The sequence below is a fragment of the Brenneria sp. hezel4-2-4 genome, assembly GCF_013155275.1.
Taxonomy (GTDB): domain Bacteria; phylum Pseudomonadota; class Gammaproteobacteria; order Enterobacterales; family Enterobacteriaceae; genus Brenneria.
In genome coordinates this window covers 170,841-184,792 of record NZ_JABJXS010000006.1, presented here as the reverse complement: position 1 = coordinate 184,792, position 13,952 = coordinate 170,841, and the positions used below count along the sequence as shown (strand labels likewise).

Sequence of the window (13,952 nt, the reverse complement as noted above, 5' to 3'; positions counted from 1 at the left end):
CCAAGAGGATTCACCATGTCTGTAATTAAGATGACCGATCTGGATCTGGCTGGCAAACGCGTACTGATCCGTTCGGATCTGAACGTGCCGGTAAAAGAAGGCAAAGTGACGTCTGATGCGCGTATCCGCGCTTCTCTGCCGACCATCGAAACGGCCCTGAAACAGGGTGCCCGGGTGATGGTGACTTCCCACCTGGGGCGTCCGACCGAAGGGGAATACAACGAAGAGTTTTCTCTGCTGCCGGTGGTTAACTACCTGAAAGAAAAATTGTCTTCTCCGGTTCGTTTAGCAAAAGATTACCTGGATGGCGTAGACGTCGCCGAAGGCGAACTGGTTGTGCTGGAAAATGTGCGCTTCAACAAAGGCGAGAAGAAAGACGACGAAGTGCTGTCCAAGAAGTACGCCGCACTGTGTGATGTCTATGTCATGGATGCGTTCGGTACGGCGCACCGCGCTCAGGCTTCCACCCACGGCGTGGGTAAATTCGCCCCTGTCGCTTGCGCCGGCCCGCTGCTGTCCAACGAACTGGAAGCATTAGGTAAAGCGCTGGGCAACCCGGCTCGCCCGATGGTCGCCATCGTCGGCGGTTCAAAAGTTTCCACCAAACTGACGGTGCTTGACTCGCTGTCCAAAATTGCCGACAAGCTGATTGTGGGCGGCGGCATCGCCAATACTTTCGTGGCGGCGCAAGGCCATAACGTAGGTAAATCCCTGTACGAAGCGGATCTGATCCCTGAAGCGAAGAAACTGCTGGAAACCTGCGATATTCCTGTGCCGAGCGACGTCCGCGTGGCGACTGAATTTTCTGAAACCGCCGCAGCAACCCTGAAATCCGTCACCGCGATTAAAGATGACGAGCAGATTCTGGATCTGGGCGATGTTTCTGCCGAGCGCCTGGCGGAAATTCTGAAAAGCGCCAAAACTATTCTGTGGAATGGTCCGGTCGGCGTATTTGAATTCCCGAATTTCCGTAAAGGCACTGAGATCGTAGCCAAAGCCATTGCGGAAAGCGATGCATTCTCTATCGCCGGCGGCGGCGATACGCTGGCGGCGATCGACCTGTTCGGCATTGCTGACAAAATCTCCTACATTTCTACCGGCGGCGGCGCTTTCCTGGAATTCGTCGAAGGGAAAAAACTGCCTGCGGTGGTGATGCTGGAAGAACGCGCCAAGCAGTAATGCTTTAGGCGGAGCGTAGCTGTCGTTCGCTGCCTCTGCCTTGGCTGTCCCGCCCGTCTGTGGCGGACAGCCGTTGATGAAATAAGAGTTTTTTTAACCCCCACGGCCAACGAAACAGGACACGTAACATGTCTAAAATTTTTGATTTCGTAAAACCTGGTGTCATCACTGGTGATGACGTTCAGAAAGTTTTCGCAGTAGCAAAAGAAAACAAATTCGCCCTGCCAGCTGTTAACTGCGTCGGTACCGACTCAATTAATGCTGTGCTGGAAGCCGCAGCCAAAGTACGTGCGCCGGTGATCGTTCAATTCTCTAACGGCGGCGCTGCATTTATCGCTGGTAAGGGTCTGAAAGCAGAAGGTCAGCAGGCGGCTATTCTGGGTGCGATTTCTGGTGCGCATCACGTTCATCAGATGGCGGAACACTACGGCGTGCCGGTTATTCTGCACACCGACCACTGTGCTAAAAAACTGCTGCCATGGCTGGACGGGCTGCTGGATGCCGGTGAAAAACATTTCGCCGCGACCGGTAAGCCGCTGTTCTCTTCTCACATGATCGATCTGTCTGAAGAGTCGCTGGAAGAAAATATTGAGATTTGCAGCAAGTATCTGGTTCGCATGGCGAAACTGGATATGACGTTGGAAATCGAACTGGGCTGCACCGGCGGTGAAGAAGATGGCGTGGACAACAGCCATCTGGATAACTCCGCGCTGTACACTCAGCCTGAAGATGTGGCTTATGCCTACGAAAAACTGAATGCCATCAGCCCGCGTTTCACTATCGCGGCTTCATTCGGTAACGTGCACGGCGTTTACAAGCCAGGCAACGTACAGTTGACGCCAAAAATCCTGCGTAATTCTCAGGACTACGTTTCTGAAAAATACAGCCTGCCGCACAACAGCCTGAATTTCGTGTTCCACGGCGGTTCTGGTTCTTCTGCCGCTGAGATTGAAGAAGCGGTAGGCTACGGTGTGGTTAAGATGAATATCGATACCGATACCCAATGGGCAACCTGGGAAGGTATTCTGCACTACTACCAGAAAAATGAAGGCTATCTGCAAGCCCAACTGGGTAACCCGGAAGGCGCCGATAAGCCTAACAAGAAATACTATGATCCGCGCGCCTGGTTGCGTGCCGCACAAGCCACGATGGTTGCGCGCTTAGAACAAGCCTTTAAAGAACTGAACGCGGTCGACGTTCTCTAAGCCAGATTCGTAAAGGTTTATTTGCCAAGGCTCCTTCGGGAGCCTTAATTTTATACAGATTTCGCCGCAGATTGCGGTTTTTGGTGTGAAAGTGATGCTCTGATTAGAGAGCGTAAGAAACAGGAGTCGTTAAATGGAAGAACTGAATGTTGGTGTAGAACAGGCGACGGGCTGGCTGGTCAGTCACCAGGATGTATTATTGCAGTACGTTGTTAATATTGTTGCCGCGTTACTGATTCTTATCGTTGGTCTGATTATCGCCCGTATCGTGTCCGGAACGCTGAATCGCCTGCTGGTGAGCCGTTCCATTGATTCAACGGTGGCGGATTTCCTGGCGGCGATAGTGCGTTACGGCGTTATTGCGTTTACGCTGATTGCCGTATTGAGCCGGGTGGGCGTACAAACGGCATCGGTCATCGCCGTGCTGGGCGCCGCGGGTTTAGCCGTTGGTCTGGCCTTGCAGGGATCGCTGGCGAACTTTGCCGCCGGGGTGTTGTTGGTGACTTTCCGGCCTTTCCGGATCGGCGAGTCGGTCGATCTGGGCGGCATTGCCGGCACGGTGACGCAGGTTCAGATTTTCTCCACCACGCTGCGTACCGGAGACGGCAAGATGATTGTCGTGCCGAACGGCAAGATCATCGCCGGGAATATCATCAACAGCTCGCGTGAACCGGATCGTCGCACCGAGATCGTCGTCGGCGTGGCCTATGATGCGGATATCGATGTGGTTAAAAAGCTGCTGGGCGATATCGTCGCCGCGGACACCCGTATCGATCACGATAAAGGCGTAACCATTCGTTTGAATGAGATGGCGGCGTCCTCGCTGAATTTCGTGGTGTGGGTGTGGACGAGCAATGGCGATGCGCAGGCGGTTTACTGGGATCTGCTGGAAAACATCAAGCGGGTACTGGATGAGAACCGTATCGGTATCCCCTATCCGCAGATGGACGTGCATCTGTATCAGGCATCACAGCCAGAGAAAGCGTAATACATTATCACTACCGGGCCCGGCGTCGTTCGCCGGGCCTGATTTCCTTTCTGCGTTCTACCCTCATCATTATTAGATCTCCTAATGATTTATTAGAAAGTTAAATTTCCATTAATGATGCGCTGTTCATACACTGCCGCCTATCGCAACCATCGTGTATGCAGGGAGACGGTAATGTTGGCGGTATATTTACAGGGATTTATCCTTGGCGCGGCAATGATCTTACCATTGGGGCCGCAAAACACTTTTGTGATGAATCAGGGGATTCGTCGGCAGTATCACTTGATGATTGCGTTGCTATGCGCGCTCAGCGATGTCGCGCTGATTTGCGCGGGGATCTTCGGCGGCAGCGCTTTGCTCAGCCAATCTTCGTTACTTATGGGGTTGATGACCTGGGGGGGCGTCGCATTCCTGCTGTGGTACGGCTGGGGCGCGTTTAGGACGGCGTTCAGTCAGGATATGGCGCGGGCCAGAGCTGAGGTGATGAAGCAGAGCCGCTGGCGCATTATTGCCGCCATGCTGGCCGTCACCTGGCTTAATCCGCATGTCTATCTGGATACCTTTGTGGTGTTGGGCAGTCTGGGCAGTCAGTTTGCCGATCGGGATCGCGGATGGTTTGCGCTGGGCACGATTACCGCCTCGTTTATCTGGTTCTTCGCTCTGGCCCTGCTGGCGGCCTGGCTGGCGCCGTGGCTGAATACGTCGCGCGTACAGCGTGTGATTAACCTGTTCGTCGGGACGGTGATGTGGGGGATTGCATTACAGCTGGCGCAGCATGGCTCGCAATAAATTACGCAGCTTTACACCTGGTTTCAGAAATTCACCTATATTTTGTTGTGTCGGCAATGCGTTATGTTAGCCGGCATACAGAATTTATCGCCGGTGCGGGAAAGAGGGCAGTGGTAGGCCGTTCCGGTTTCCGCCTCGGCGACAAGACATCAATAAAGGAGACATTGTGAAGCTAAAAGTATTGGCATTAGCCGCTATGGTGGGTTTAAGTGCCTTACCGACGATTGGGCTGGCCGCGGAATTACCGGACGGCCCGCATATTGTGACGTCGGGAACCGCCAGTGTGGATGCGACGCCTGATATTGCGCGTTTAGCGATTGAGGTTAGCGTGTCATCCAAAGATGCTGCGGACGCGAAAAAGCAGGTAGATGCCCGGGTTGCTCAATATTTTGATTTTCTGGGCAAAAATGGCATTGAGAAAAAAGATATCAACGCGGCTAATCTGCGTACTCAGCCGGAATATGATTACCTGAAAACCGGCGGCTCGGTGCTGAAAGGGTATCGCGCGGTGCGTCAGGTCGAGGTGACGCTGCGTCAGTTGGATAAGCTGAACGAACTGCTTGATGGCGCATTGAAATCAGGTCTGAATGAGATTCGTACCGTCGATTTGGGCGTTGCCAACCCGGAGACCTACCGTGACGAAGCGCGTAAAAAGGCCATTGAACAGGCAACCAGCCAGGCTGCATCCTTAGCGCAAGGGTTTAATGCCAAACTGGGGCCGATCTACAGTATTCGTTATCACGTCGCCAACTATCAGCCAATGCCGGTGGCACGAATGTTTAAAACGGCGGATGTGGCGGCACAAAGTGAAGCCGCGCAAACGTATGAGCAGCAAACCATTCACTTTGACGACCAGGTCGACGTGGTATTTGAACTTCAGCGCAATCCCTGAGCGAGCGGCGTTTAAGATTGCCGCAGTACCTGATGTCCGTGCGCCAGCAGGGCATCAGTGACTTTCCTCATCATCCGGCTTTCCGGGGCGAAGCGGTGCCAGTAAAGCATCCGGCGCTGAAGCAGCCCCGGCGTCAAATCAATCAGTTCGTTGTTGGCCAACTCTTTTTCGATTTGCAGATGCGGGATCATGCAGCAGGTGGTGCCTTGTCGGGCCAACTGCACGAACGCCTCGGAAGAATTCACAATATGGCATGGCACGCTGCCGGGCGATAAATCGAAGTTTTGCTGTAAAAACGCCTGATGCATATCATCAAGATGATCGAAAGCCACCGCCGGCGCGCGCAATAGCGCCGAACGTGTCACGCCGTTGGGAAAATAGCGCTCGGCAAAGGCCGGCGACGCGACAAACAGATAGTCCAGCGCCCCCAGTTTGTCCACCAGACAGCTTGGCAACGGCTGCGGCTGAATACTCACCGCGCCCACGACTTCACCGCGCCGCAGTCTTTCCTGAGTGCGGGTTTCGTCTTCCACCTGTAAGTTCAAACGAATAGGCGAGTCCGCCAGCACCGGTTGCAGGGCCGGCAGCAGCCAGGTCGCCAGACTGTCGGCGTTAACCGCCAGCGACAGCAGCAGCGGAATATCGCTGCTGGTTTCATTACCCAGCCACTCTTCTTCCAGCAGCTCAACCTGATGCAGCAGCGCCAGTAATTTCTGCCCTTGCTCTGTCGGGCGGGGAGGGATCGTCCTGACTAACAACGGCTGACCGAACAGGTTTTCGAGTTGTTTGATTCGCTGCGATACGGCTGATTGCGTAATGCATAATTTCTGGGCGGCACGTTCAAAACCCCGCTCACGGATGACGGCATCCAAAGCCTGAAGCGTTCGATAGTCCGGGCGTTTCATGAAAGTAAAAATTCCTCTGAACGAAGTCGGTTTTTTTCACTATGCCACATTTTGCCGTTTTACCATGCAGAAATCTTATTCCCCGTTTTATTGTTCATGAAAAGCGTTGGCAGAGCATGAAATAATGCGCGGGCGGTGCAGTGAATTTGCGCCATTTCTCTGAATGCATGTTCTATAATACGCACACGTTTTCGTATTTATGGGCCTGAAACAGACTATGACACAAGATGAACTGAAAAAAGCGGTTGGCTGGGCGGCGCTTGACTACGTTCGCCCCGATACCATTGTTGGGGTCGGGACGGGGTCGACGGCGGCCCATTTTATCGATGCGCTGGGTTCGATCAAACATCAGATTACCGGGGCGGTATCCAGTTCTGATGCCTCAACGGCAAAGCTGAAAAGCCTGGGCATCCCGGTTTTTGACTGTAATGAGGTGGATTCTCTGGATGTGTACGTCGATGGCGCAGACGAGATCAACGGACATATGCAGATGATAAAAGGCGGCGGCGCGGCGCTGACTCGTGAAAAAATCATTGCCGCCATCGCCCGTCAGTTTATCTGCATTGTTGACGCGTCAAAACAGGTTGATGTGCTGGGGCGGTTTCCTCTGCCGGTTGAAGTGATCCCCATGGCTCGGGCTTATGTCGCCCGGGAACTGGCGAAAATGGGCGGGCAACCGGAATATCGTCAGGGCGTCATCACCGACAACGGCAATATCATTCTGGATGTCCACAATCTGAACATTATGGATGCGATAGCCGTTGAAAATCACATTAACGGTATTGCCGGTGTCGTGACCGTGGGGCTGTTCGCCAACCGTGGCGCGGATGTGGCGCTGATCGGTACGCCTGAAGGGGTGAAAACGGTCAAGTAAGATATAGCATCGTCCTGGGCGCGAGCGGATTGCCGCGCCTGAAAATTTTTTGTATAAAAAAACGTTTGTCGTTAACGGCTCATTTTTGGTACTTAATATCACATTTTCTTATTTTGTTTGTCGTCGATATGGCGATGCGTTTATTTAGCAATATTTTTCGCCAGAAATCTTGAGTTCATCTCTAATGCGTAATACAGACGGAGCAATCGTTTGTATTGCTGACTGCGTAATTTTTGTTATGTTGGCAGAGGCTGTTTAGCAAACTGTCGCATCTGAAGTCTGAAAATAAGGTCGTGAAATGGCAAAGGTATCATTAGAAAAAGATAAGATTAAATTTCTGTTAGTTGAAGGCGTGCATCAAAGCGCACTGGAAAATCTGCGTGCCGCAGGTTACACCAACATTGAATATCACAAAGGCGCACTGGATCCGGAAGCGTTAAAAGCCTCCATCCGTGATGCGCATTTCGTGGGTATTCGTTCGCGCACGCACCTGACGGAAGAAATTTTTGCCGCCGCTGAAAAACTGATTGCGGTCGGCTGTTTTTGTATCGGTACTAATCAGGTTGAATTACCCTCTGCGACAAAACGCGGGATCCCGGTATTCAACGCACCTTTTTCCAATACACGTTCCGTCGCAGAAATGGTGCTCGGTGAAATGCTGTTGTTGCTGCGCGGCATTCCGGCGGCGAATGCCAAAGCACACCGCGGCGTCTGGCACAAACTGGCCGTCGGCTCTTTTGAAGCGCGCGGTAAGAAGCTCGGCATCATTGGTTATGGTCATATCGGTACTCAACTGGGCATTCTGGCGGAAAGCCTGGGGATGCATGTTTATTTCTACGATATTGAAAGCAAGCTCCCGCTGGGGAACGCTCAGCAGGTTCGCCACCTTTCAGATCTGTTGAATATGAGTGATGTGGTCAGTCTGCATGTGCCGGAGACGGTCAGCACCCAGAATATGATGGGGGCTGAAGAGCTGGCGCTGATGAAGCCGGGTTCTATTCTGATTAACGCATCACGCGGCACGGTGGTTGATATCCCCGCTTTATCCGATGCATTAGCCAGTAAGCATCTTGTGGGCGCGGCGATTGACGTTTTCCCTCAGGAGCCCGCATCCAACAGCGATCCGTTCCTGTCACCGCTATGTGAGTTTGATAACGTGTTGCTGACGCCGCATATTGGTGGTTCAACGCAGGAAGCGCAGGAAAACATCGGCGATGAAGTGGCGGGAAAACTGGCGAAATACTCGGATAATGGCTCTACGCTGTCTGCGGTCAATTTCCCTGAGGTTTCGCTGCCAGTGCATGGCGAACGCGCCAGCCGCTTGCTGCATATTCATGAAAATCGTCCTGGCGTGCTGACTCGTCTGAACCAGATTTTTGCCGAGCAAGGCATCAATATTGCGGCGCAGTATTTGCAAACCACGCCGGAGATTGGTTATGTGGTGATTGATGTTGAAACCGACGGCGCGCACACCGCATTACAACTGATGAAGGCGATCCCCGGCACGATCCGTGCCCGCCTGCTGTATTGATCGGTGGTTAACCAGCTCCTTTGGAGCTGGTGTTTCCCGTTCTCAGAAAGCGATAACCACTTTGCCGCGCATGTGGCCGTCCAGCACTTTTTTGTGCGCCTGCCGTAGCGTTTCGACGCTCAATCCTTGTAGGGTTTCGCTTGCCGTTCCCTGTAATTTTCCGGCGTCAACCAACTGGGCGACTTCATGCAGAATTTTTCCCTGCTGGCCGATATCCGGCGTGCTGAACATGCTGCGGGTAAACATAAACTCCCAATGCAGGGCGGCGCTTTTGAGCTTTAACTCATTTTGATCGAGCGGATGCTGATTCTCCACAATCGTGCAGACGTGCCCCAGCGGAGCAATCAGTTTGCCGATTGCCGGCCAGTGGCCGTCGGTATCATTCAGGCAAAAAATATAATCCACCTGTTTGATGCCTTCTTTTTCCAACTCGGCAACCAGATTGCGATAATCGACGACCAGATGCGCGCCACGTTGGCGACACCATTGCGCGGAGTCGGGTTGCGATGCGGTGGCAATGATTTTTACCGGACTGCGCAGGGCGGCAAGTGAGATCGCCAGTGAACCTACGCCGCCGGCGCCGCCGATGATCAACAGCGTTTTTTCATCATCCGCCTGCTGGATTTTCAGATGTTCAAATAACCCTTCCCAGGCGGTCAGCGAGGTAAGAGGAAGCGCCGCCGCGGCAGCCCAATCCAGCGATTCAGGCTTATGCGCCGTGATACGGGCATCGACCAACTGATGCGTACTGTTGCTGCCGGGGCGGGTAATGTCTCCGGCATACCAAACTTCGTCGCCTACTCTGAAATTGCTGACGGCGCGGCCCGCTTTCAGTACCACGCCGCTGGCGTCCCAGCCGAGAATGCGGGGCTGCTGCAAACCCTTGTTGCGCAAGCCCGCATGTACCTTGGTATCCACCGGGTTCACTGAAACGGCTTTTACCTCAACGAGAAGATCGTATTCCCCCGGCTCGGGCATTTCCTGATCGACGGCAATGAAGTTTTCAGGATGTTGGGGGTCTACGGCTATCGCATGAACGGTCATGGTGTGGTTCCTCTTATTGTCTGTTTTGCTACTACACAGTTTAGAACAGCGTTCTGTCGAGGAGATAACGCATTTTTGCCTACTCGCGGGGAGGGAGAACAAAAACGGCCCGCGAGCGCGGGCCGGCGGGTATTACTTGGACATCTTTTTGTATTTGATACGGTGTGGTTCTAATGCTTCGGCGCCGAGAGTGCGTTTTTTGTACTCTTCATACTCGGTGAAGTTACCTTCGAAGAATTCCACTTTACCTTCATCCTGATAATCCAGAATGTGGGTGGCGATACGGTCAAGGAACCAGCGGTCGTGCGAGATAACCATGGCGCAGCCGGGAAACTCCAGCAGGGCGTTTTCCAGCGCGCGCAGCGTTTCGATATCCAGGTCGTTGGTGGGTTCGTCGAGCAGCAGCACGTTGCCGCCAACCTGCAACAGTTTCGCCAGATGCAGGCGACCACGCTCGCCGCCGGACAGCTCGCCCACGCGTTTGCCCTGATCGACCCCTTTGAAGTTGAAACGGCCCACATAGGCGCGGCTCGGCATCTCGGTGTTGCCGATGCGCATGATATCTTGTCCGCCGGAAACTTCTTCCCACACGGTTTTGCTGTTGTCCATCGCATCGCGGAACTGATCGACCGACGCCAGCTTCACCGTTTCGCCCAGCTCGATGCTGCCGCTATCCGGCTGTTCCTGACCCGACATCATGCGGAACAGTGTTGATTTACCGGCGCCGTTCGGGCCGATGATCCCGACAATCGCCCCTTTCGGTACGGAGAAAGATAATCCGTCGATCAACTGCCGATCGCCATAGGCTTTGCTCAGGTTGACGACGTCGACCACCTTGTCGCCGAGACGCGGACCCGGTGGAATAAACAGTTCGTTGGTTTCGTTACGTTTCTGGTATTCGGTGCTATTCAGTTCTTCAAAGCGAGCCAGACGCGCTTTGCCTTTGGATTGGCGTCCTTTGGCTCCCTGACGAACCCATTCCAGCTCTTTCTCGATAGATTTGCGGCGCGCCGCTTCGGAAGAGGCTTCTTGCGCCAGACGCTGATCTTTCTGCTCCAGCCAGGAAGAGTAGTTGCCTTCCCACGGAATGCCTTCGCCACGGTCCAGTTCCAGAATCCAGCCCGCGACGTTGTCGAGGAAGTAACGGTCGTGGGTGATCGCCACTACCGTGCCCTCGAAGTCGTGCAGGAAGCGTTCCAGCCAGGCCACCGATTCAGCATCCAGGTGGTTGGTGGGTTCGTCGAGCAGCAACATGTCCGGTTTTTCCAGCAGCAGGCGGCACAGCGCGACGCGACGGCGTTCACCACCGGAAAGGTTGGCGATTTTAGCGTCCCATTCCGGCAGCCGCAGGGCATCCGCCGCACGCTCTAACTGGTTGTTCAGGTTATGGCCGTCGTGAGCCTGGATGATCTCTTCCAATTTGCCCTGCTCAGCGGCCAGCTTATCGAAATCGGCGTCCGGGTCGGCGTACAGCGCATACACTTCATCAAGGCGTTTCAGCGCCGTGACCACCTCGGCAACGGCTTCTTCAACCGATTCGCGCACGGTGTGTTCCGGGTTGAGCTTCGGCTCCTGCGGCAGGTAGCCGATTTTAATGCCGGGTTGCGGACGCGCTTCCCCTTCAATGTCTTTATCAATGCCGGCCATAATGCGCAGCAGCGTAGATTTACCGGCCCCGTTCAGGCCCAGTACGCCGATTTTGGCGCCGGGGAAGAAACTGAGGGAGATATTTTTCAGAATATGACGCTTCGGCGGAACGACTTTACCGACGCGATGCATGGTATAAACATATTGAGCCACGTTGCGACTTCGCCTCTTTCTGTTTGTGTTGTTAGTGACACGATGATTTATGCGCCCCGCGGTGGTGGGCGCGCCGGGGCTGATTAGCGCAGAGGGCGAACCCTCGCCGGCGGATCGATCGTTCTGATCCCGGAGTGTAGCTGGTTTCGGTGCCCGATCCCAGCTATCCGGCTATTTGCCCTGGTCAGGATGCGGCGTCGATACCTTTATTGGGGAAAAGGCGCGCCTGATTCGGCGTTCGTCCCGATTGGCATGTCGTTGTCTTGTATGATGTGCCACACTTAATCAGGCAAAACAGGGTCATAATGTTTGGCAAGGGCAGTCCGGCGCTATCGATATGTTTACGTCATGTCGCTAGCAGAATCGATAATGGATGAGGTTAACGCAGGTTATGGTTAAAGCGGGTCATTGGTGGTACGCCATTGCGGCGGTATGTCTGGCAGGGGCTTCGGGTCATGTACTGGCGGATTCTCTGGATGAACAGCGTCAGCGCTATCAACAGGTCAGGCAGGCATGGGATAGTAACCAGTTGGACACCGTGGCGCAGCTTATGCCTACGTTACGCGACTATCCGCTTTATCCTTATCTGGAATACCGCGCGTTGACGCAGGATCTGCGTCAGGTCAGCGCGTCGCAGGTTAAACAGTTTATCGCGACGCATCCCACGCTGCCGCCGGCACGAAATTTGAACACCAGTTTTGTTAATGAACTGGCGCGGCGACAGGACTGGCACGGGCTATTGGCTTTCAGCCCGCAGCCGCCGAAACCGGTAGCGGCGCGCTGCAATTTTTATTACGCCCAATGGGCTACCGGGCAGCGCGAGGGCGTATGGGAGGCGACGCGCGATATTTGGCTGACCGGGCGCTCGCTCCCCTCGGCGTGCGACAAGCTGTTTGCCGTCTGGCAACGGGCGGGCGAACAAACGCCGTTGACCACGCTGGAGAGGATGCGTCTGGCGATGAATGAAGGCAGCGCCGGGTTGGTGACCTATCTGGCCAAACAGCTTCCCGACGATTATAAAACCATCAGCGAGGCGCTGGTGACGTTACAAAATGCGCCCGATACGCTGGAAAGTTTCGCCCGCTCGGCGGGGCCGACTGATTTTACCCGTAAGGTTACGCTGTCGGCATTTAGCCGAGTGGCCCGTCAGGACGCCGATAACGCTCGCTCAATGCTGCCGGTGATTGTACGTCTGCAAAAGATGAGCGCGGCGGAACGTCAGACGATGGAGGAAACCATCGCCTGGCGTCTGATGGGAAACGATACCACTTCAGAACAGGCGAACTGGCGTGATGCCGTGGTGCAGCGCAGCGCTTCGACGACGTTGCTGGAGCGGCGGGTGCGTATGGCGCTGGGCGCCGGGGATCGGCAAGGGCTGGCGACCTGGCTGGCGCGATTACCGGCAGAGGTGCGGCAGAAAGATGAATGGCGTTATTGGCGGGCTGCTTTGCTGCTGGATCAGGGACAACGTCAGGAAGGCGAAGCGCTGCTGCGCGAACTGATGAAAGAACGTGGTTTTTATCCCATGGCGGCGGCGCGCAAGCTGAATGAACCCTATCCGATAACGATAAAAACGGCGGTCAGGCCGGAGCGCGCATTATCACAGTTGCCGGAAGTTGTCCGGGTTCGGGAACTGATGTTCTGGCAGATGGACAATCTGGCGCGCAGCGAGTGGGTCGGCTTGGTCGCCAACAGCAGTCAGCCACAGCAGGAAGCGCTGGCCCGATATGCGTTCGAACAGCGCTGGCCGGATTTAAGCGTGCAGGCCACCATCGTCGGCAAGCTATGGGATCATCTGGAAGAGCGTTTCCCGCTGGCCTGGAACGATGAATTCCTGCGCGCCACTCAGGATAAAGGCATCAGCCAGAGTTATGCGATGGCGATAGCCCGGCAGGAGAGCGCCTGGAATCCGCAGGCCCGTTCGCCGGTCGGGGCCTCGGGGCTAATGCAATTGATGCCGGCGACGGCGCAACAGACGGCGCAGATGAGCAATATCACGGGATACAGCAACAGCAGCCAACTGTTTGACCCACAGACCAACATCCAGTTGGGAACCAGTTATCTGGAGTATGTTTATCAGACGTTCGGCCGCAACCGTATTTTGGCTTCAGCCGCTTATAATGCCGGGCCATCCCGGGTAAATACCTGGTTGAGAAACAGCGCCGGACGTATCGACGCGGTGGCGTTTATCGAGAGTATTCCATTCTCTGAAACGCGCGGATACGTGAAAAATGTTCTGGCTTATGACGTTTTTTATCGTCATTTCCTGCACCAGCCTGCCACGGTGTTGACTGATGAGGAATGGCTGCGGCGTTATTGAGATTACGGATCATTTTTCATAACTTGTGTTATGCTGCTGTACTAGTTAAATAGTATGGCAGCCTGTTATGACCCCGTTATCGCATACCGATCCCGCACTCTCCGAACAGGGCAATGAAGACTGGTTACGCTTTGTGGCGCTATTGCAACAGTCAATCAATGAAGATCTTCAGCAGCCGTTATTGCAGCTATTTCTGACGCCCGATGAACGCGCGGCGCTGGGAACGCGGGTTCGTATTATTCAGGAACTGATGCGTGGTGAAATGAGCCAGCGTGAATTGAAGAATGAGTTAGGGGCCGGGATTGCCACCATTACTCGTGGTTCCAACAGTCTGAAAGTCGCGCCTCCCGCACTGAAAATCTGGCTGGAAGCGCAACTGCTGCCTACGGATAAAGCACAAGAGAAGTAGGAACGTCTACGATGGC

Annotated in this window: 12 protein-coding genes; 9 read left to right on the top strand and 3 right to left on the bottom strand. The window is 54.4% G+C overall.

All coding sequences use genetic code 11. The features are described 5' to 3' along the window. Window positions 1–15 precede the first annotated feature (15 nt). The 5 genes from pgk to HOY33_RS13885 all read left to right on the top strand — a co-directional run bounded on the left by pgk (window position 16) and on the right by HOY33_RS13885 (window position 5,053). Window positions 16–1,179, top strand: a complete 1,164-nt coding sequence (pgk, locus tag HOY33_RS13905) for a phosphoglycerate kinase (RefSeq protein ID WP_172290817.1) — start codon at window positions 16–18, stop codon at window positions 1,177–1,179. Between the two features lie 128 nt (window positions 1,180–1,307). After that, window positions 1,308–2,384, top strand: coding sequence for a class II fructose-bisphosphate aldolase (fbaA, locus tag HOY33_RS13900; RefSeq protein ID WP_172290816.1), 1,077 nt, complete (start codon window positions 1,308–1,310; stop codon window positions 2,382–2,384). Window positions 2,385–2,517: 133 nt separating this feature from the next. Then, the gene (gene mscS, locus HOY33_RS13895; protein WP_172290815.1) at window positions 2,518–3,372 is read left to right on the top strand and encodes a small-conductance mechanosensitive channel MscS; all 855 of its coding nucleotides are present in this window, start codon (window positions 2,518–2,520) and stop codon (window positions 3,370–3,372) included. A gap of 174 nt (window positions 3,373–3,546) precedes the next feature. Continuing rightward, window positions 3,547–4,161, top strand: coding sequence for an arginine exporter ArgO (argO, locus tag HOY33_RS13890; protein ID WP_172290814.1), 615 nt, complete (start codon window positions 3,547–3,549; stop codon window positions 4,159–4,161). A gap of 166 nt (window positions 4,162–4,327) precedes the next feature. Next, entirely contained in the window at window positions 4,328–5,053 is a 726-nt protein-coding gene (locus HOY33_RS13885; protein WP_172290813.1) for an oxidative stress defense protein, read from the top strand. A gap of 11 nt (window positions 5,054–5,064) precedes the next feature. On the opposite strand, the gene HOY33_RS13880 is transcribed toward HOY33_RS13885, so the two are convergent. Then, window positions 5,065–5,958 (bottom strand): LysR family transcriptional regulator ArgP, encoded by an 894-nt coding sequence (locus tag HOY33_RS13880; RefSeq protein WP_172290812.1) that lies wholly within the window; start codon window positions 5,956–5,958, stop codon window positions 5,065–5,067. 217 nt (window positions 5,959–6,175) lie between these two features. Between HOY33_RS13880 and rpiA the strand changes: the two genes are divergently transcribed. Together rpiA and serA are read left to right on the top strand one after the other, a co-directional pair. Then, a complete protein-coding gene (gene rpiA, locus HOY33_RS13875; RefSeq protein ID WP_172290811.1) occupies window positions 6,176–6,832 on the top strand; it encodes a ribose-5-phosphate isomerase RpiA in 657 nt (218 codons plus the stop codon). A gap of 298 nt (window positions 6,833–7,130) precedes the next feature. Continuing rightward, the gene (gene serA, locus HOY33_RS13870; RefSeq protein WP_172290810.1) at window positions 7,131–8,363 is read left to right on the top strand and encodes a phosphoglycerate dehydrogenase; all 1,233 of its coding nucleotides are present in this window, start codon (window positions 7,131–7,133) and stop codon (window positions 8,361–8,363) included. Window positions 8,364–8,405: 42 nt separating this feature from the next. Here the strand turns inward: serA and HOY33_RS13865 are convergent, their stop codons facing one another. Both HOY33_RS13865 and ettA read right to left on the bottom strand, forming a co-directional pair. After that, window positions 8,406–9,407 carry a zinc-binding alcohol dehydrogenase family protein gene (locus HOY33_RS13865; RefSeq protein WP_172290809.1) on the bottom strand — a complete coding sequence of 334 codons (1,002 nt, stop codon included), beginning with the start codon at window positions 9,405–9,407 and terminating at the stop codon, window positions 8,406–8,408. Window positions 9,408–9,539: 132 nt separating this feature from the next. Then, window positions 9,540–11,207, bottom strand: a complete 1,668-nt coding sequence (gene ettA / locus HOY33_RS13860; protein WP_172290808.1) for an energy-dependent translational throttle protein EttA — start codon at window positions 11,205–11,207, stop codon at window positions 9,540–9,542. A gap of 391 nt (window positions 11,208–11,598) precedes the next feature. Between ettA and sltY the strand changes: the two genes are divergently transcribed. Both sltY and trpR read left to right on the top strand, forming a co-directional pair. Then, window positions 11,599–13,527 (top strand): murein transglycosylase, encoded by a 1,929-nt coding sequence (gene sltY, locus HOY33_RS13855; protein ID WP_172290807.1) that lies wholly within the window; start codon window positions 11,599–11,601, stop codon window positions 13,525–13,527. A gap of 67 nt (window positions 13,528–13,594) precedes the next feature. Continuing rightward, window positions 13,595–13,936 carry a trp operon repressor gene (gene trpR, locus HOY33_RS13850; RefSeq protein WP_172290806.1) on the top strand — a complete coding sequence of 114 codons (342 nt, stop codon included), beginning with the start codon at window positions 13,595–13,597 and terminating at the stop codon, window positions 13,934–13,936. Window positions 13,937–13,952: the final 16 nt, after the last annotated feature.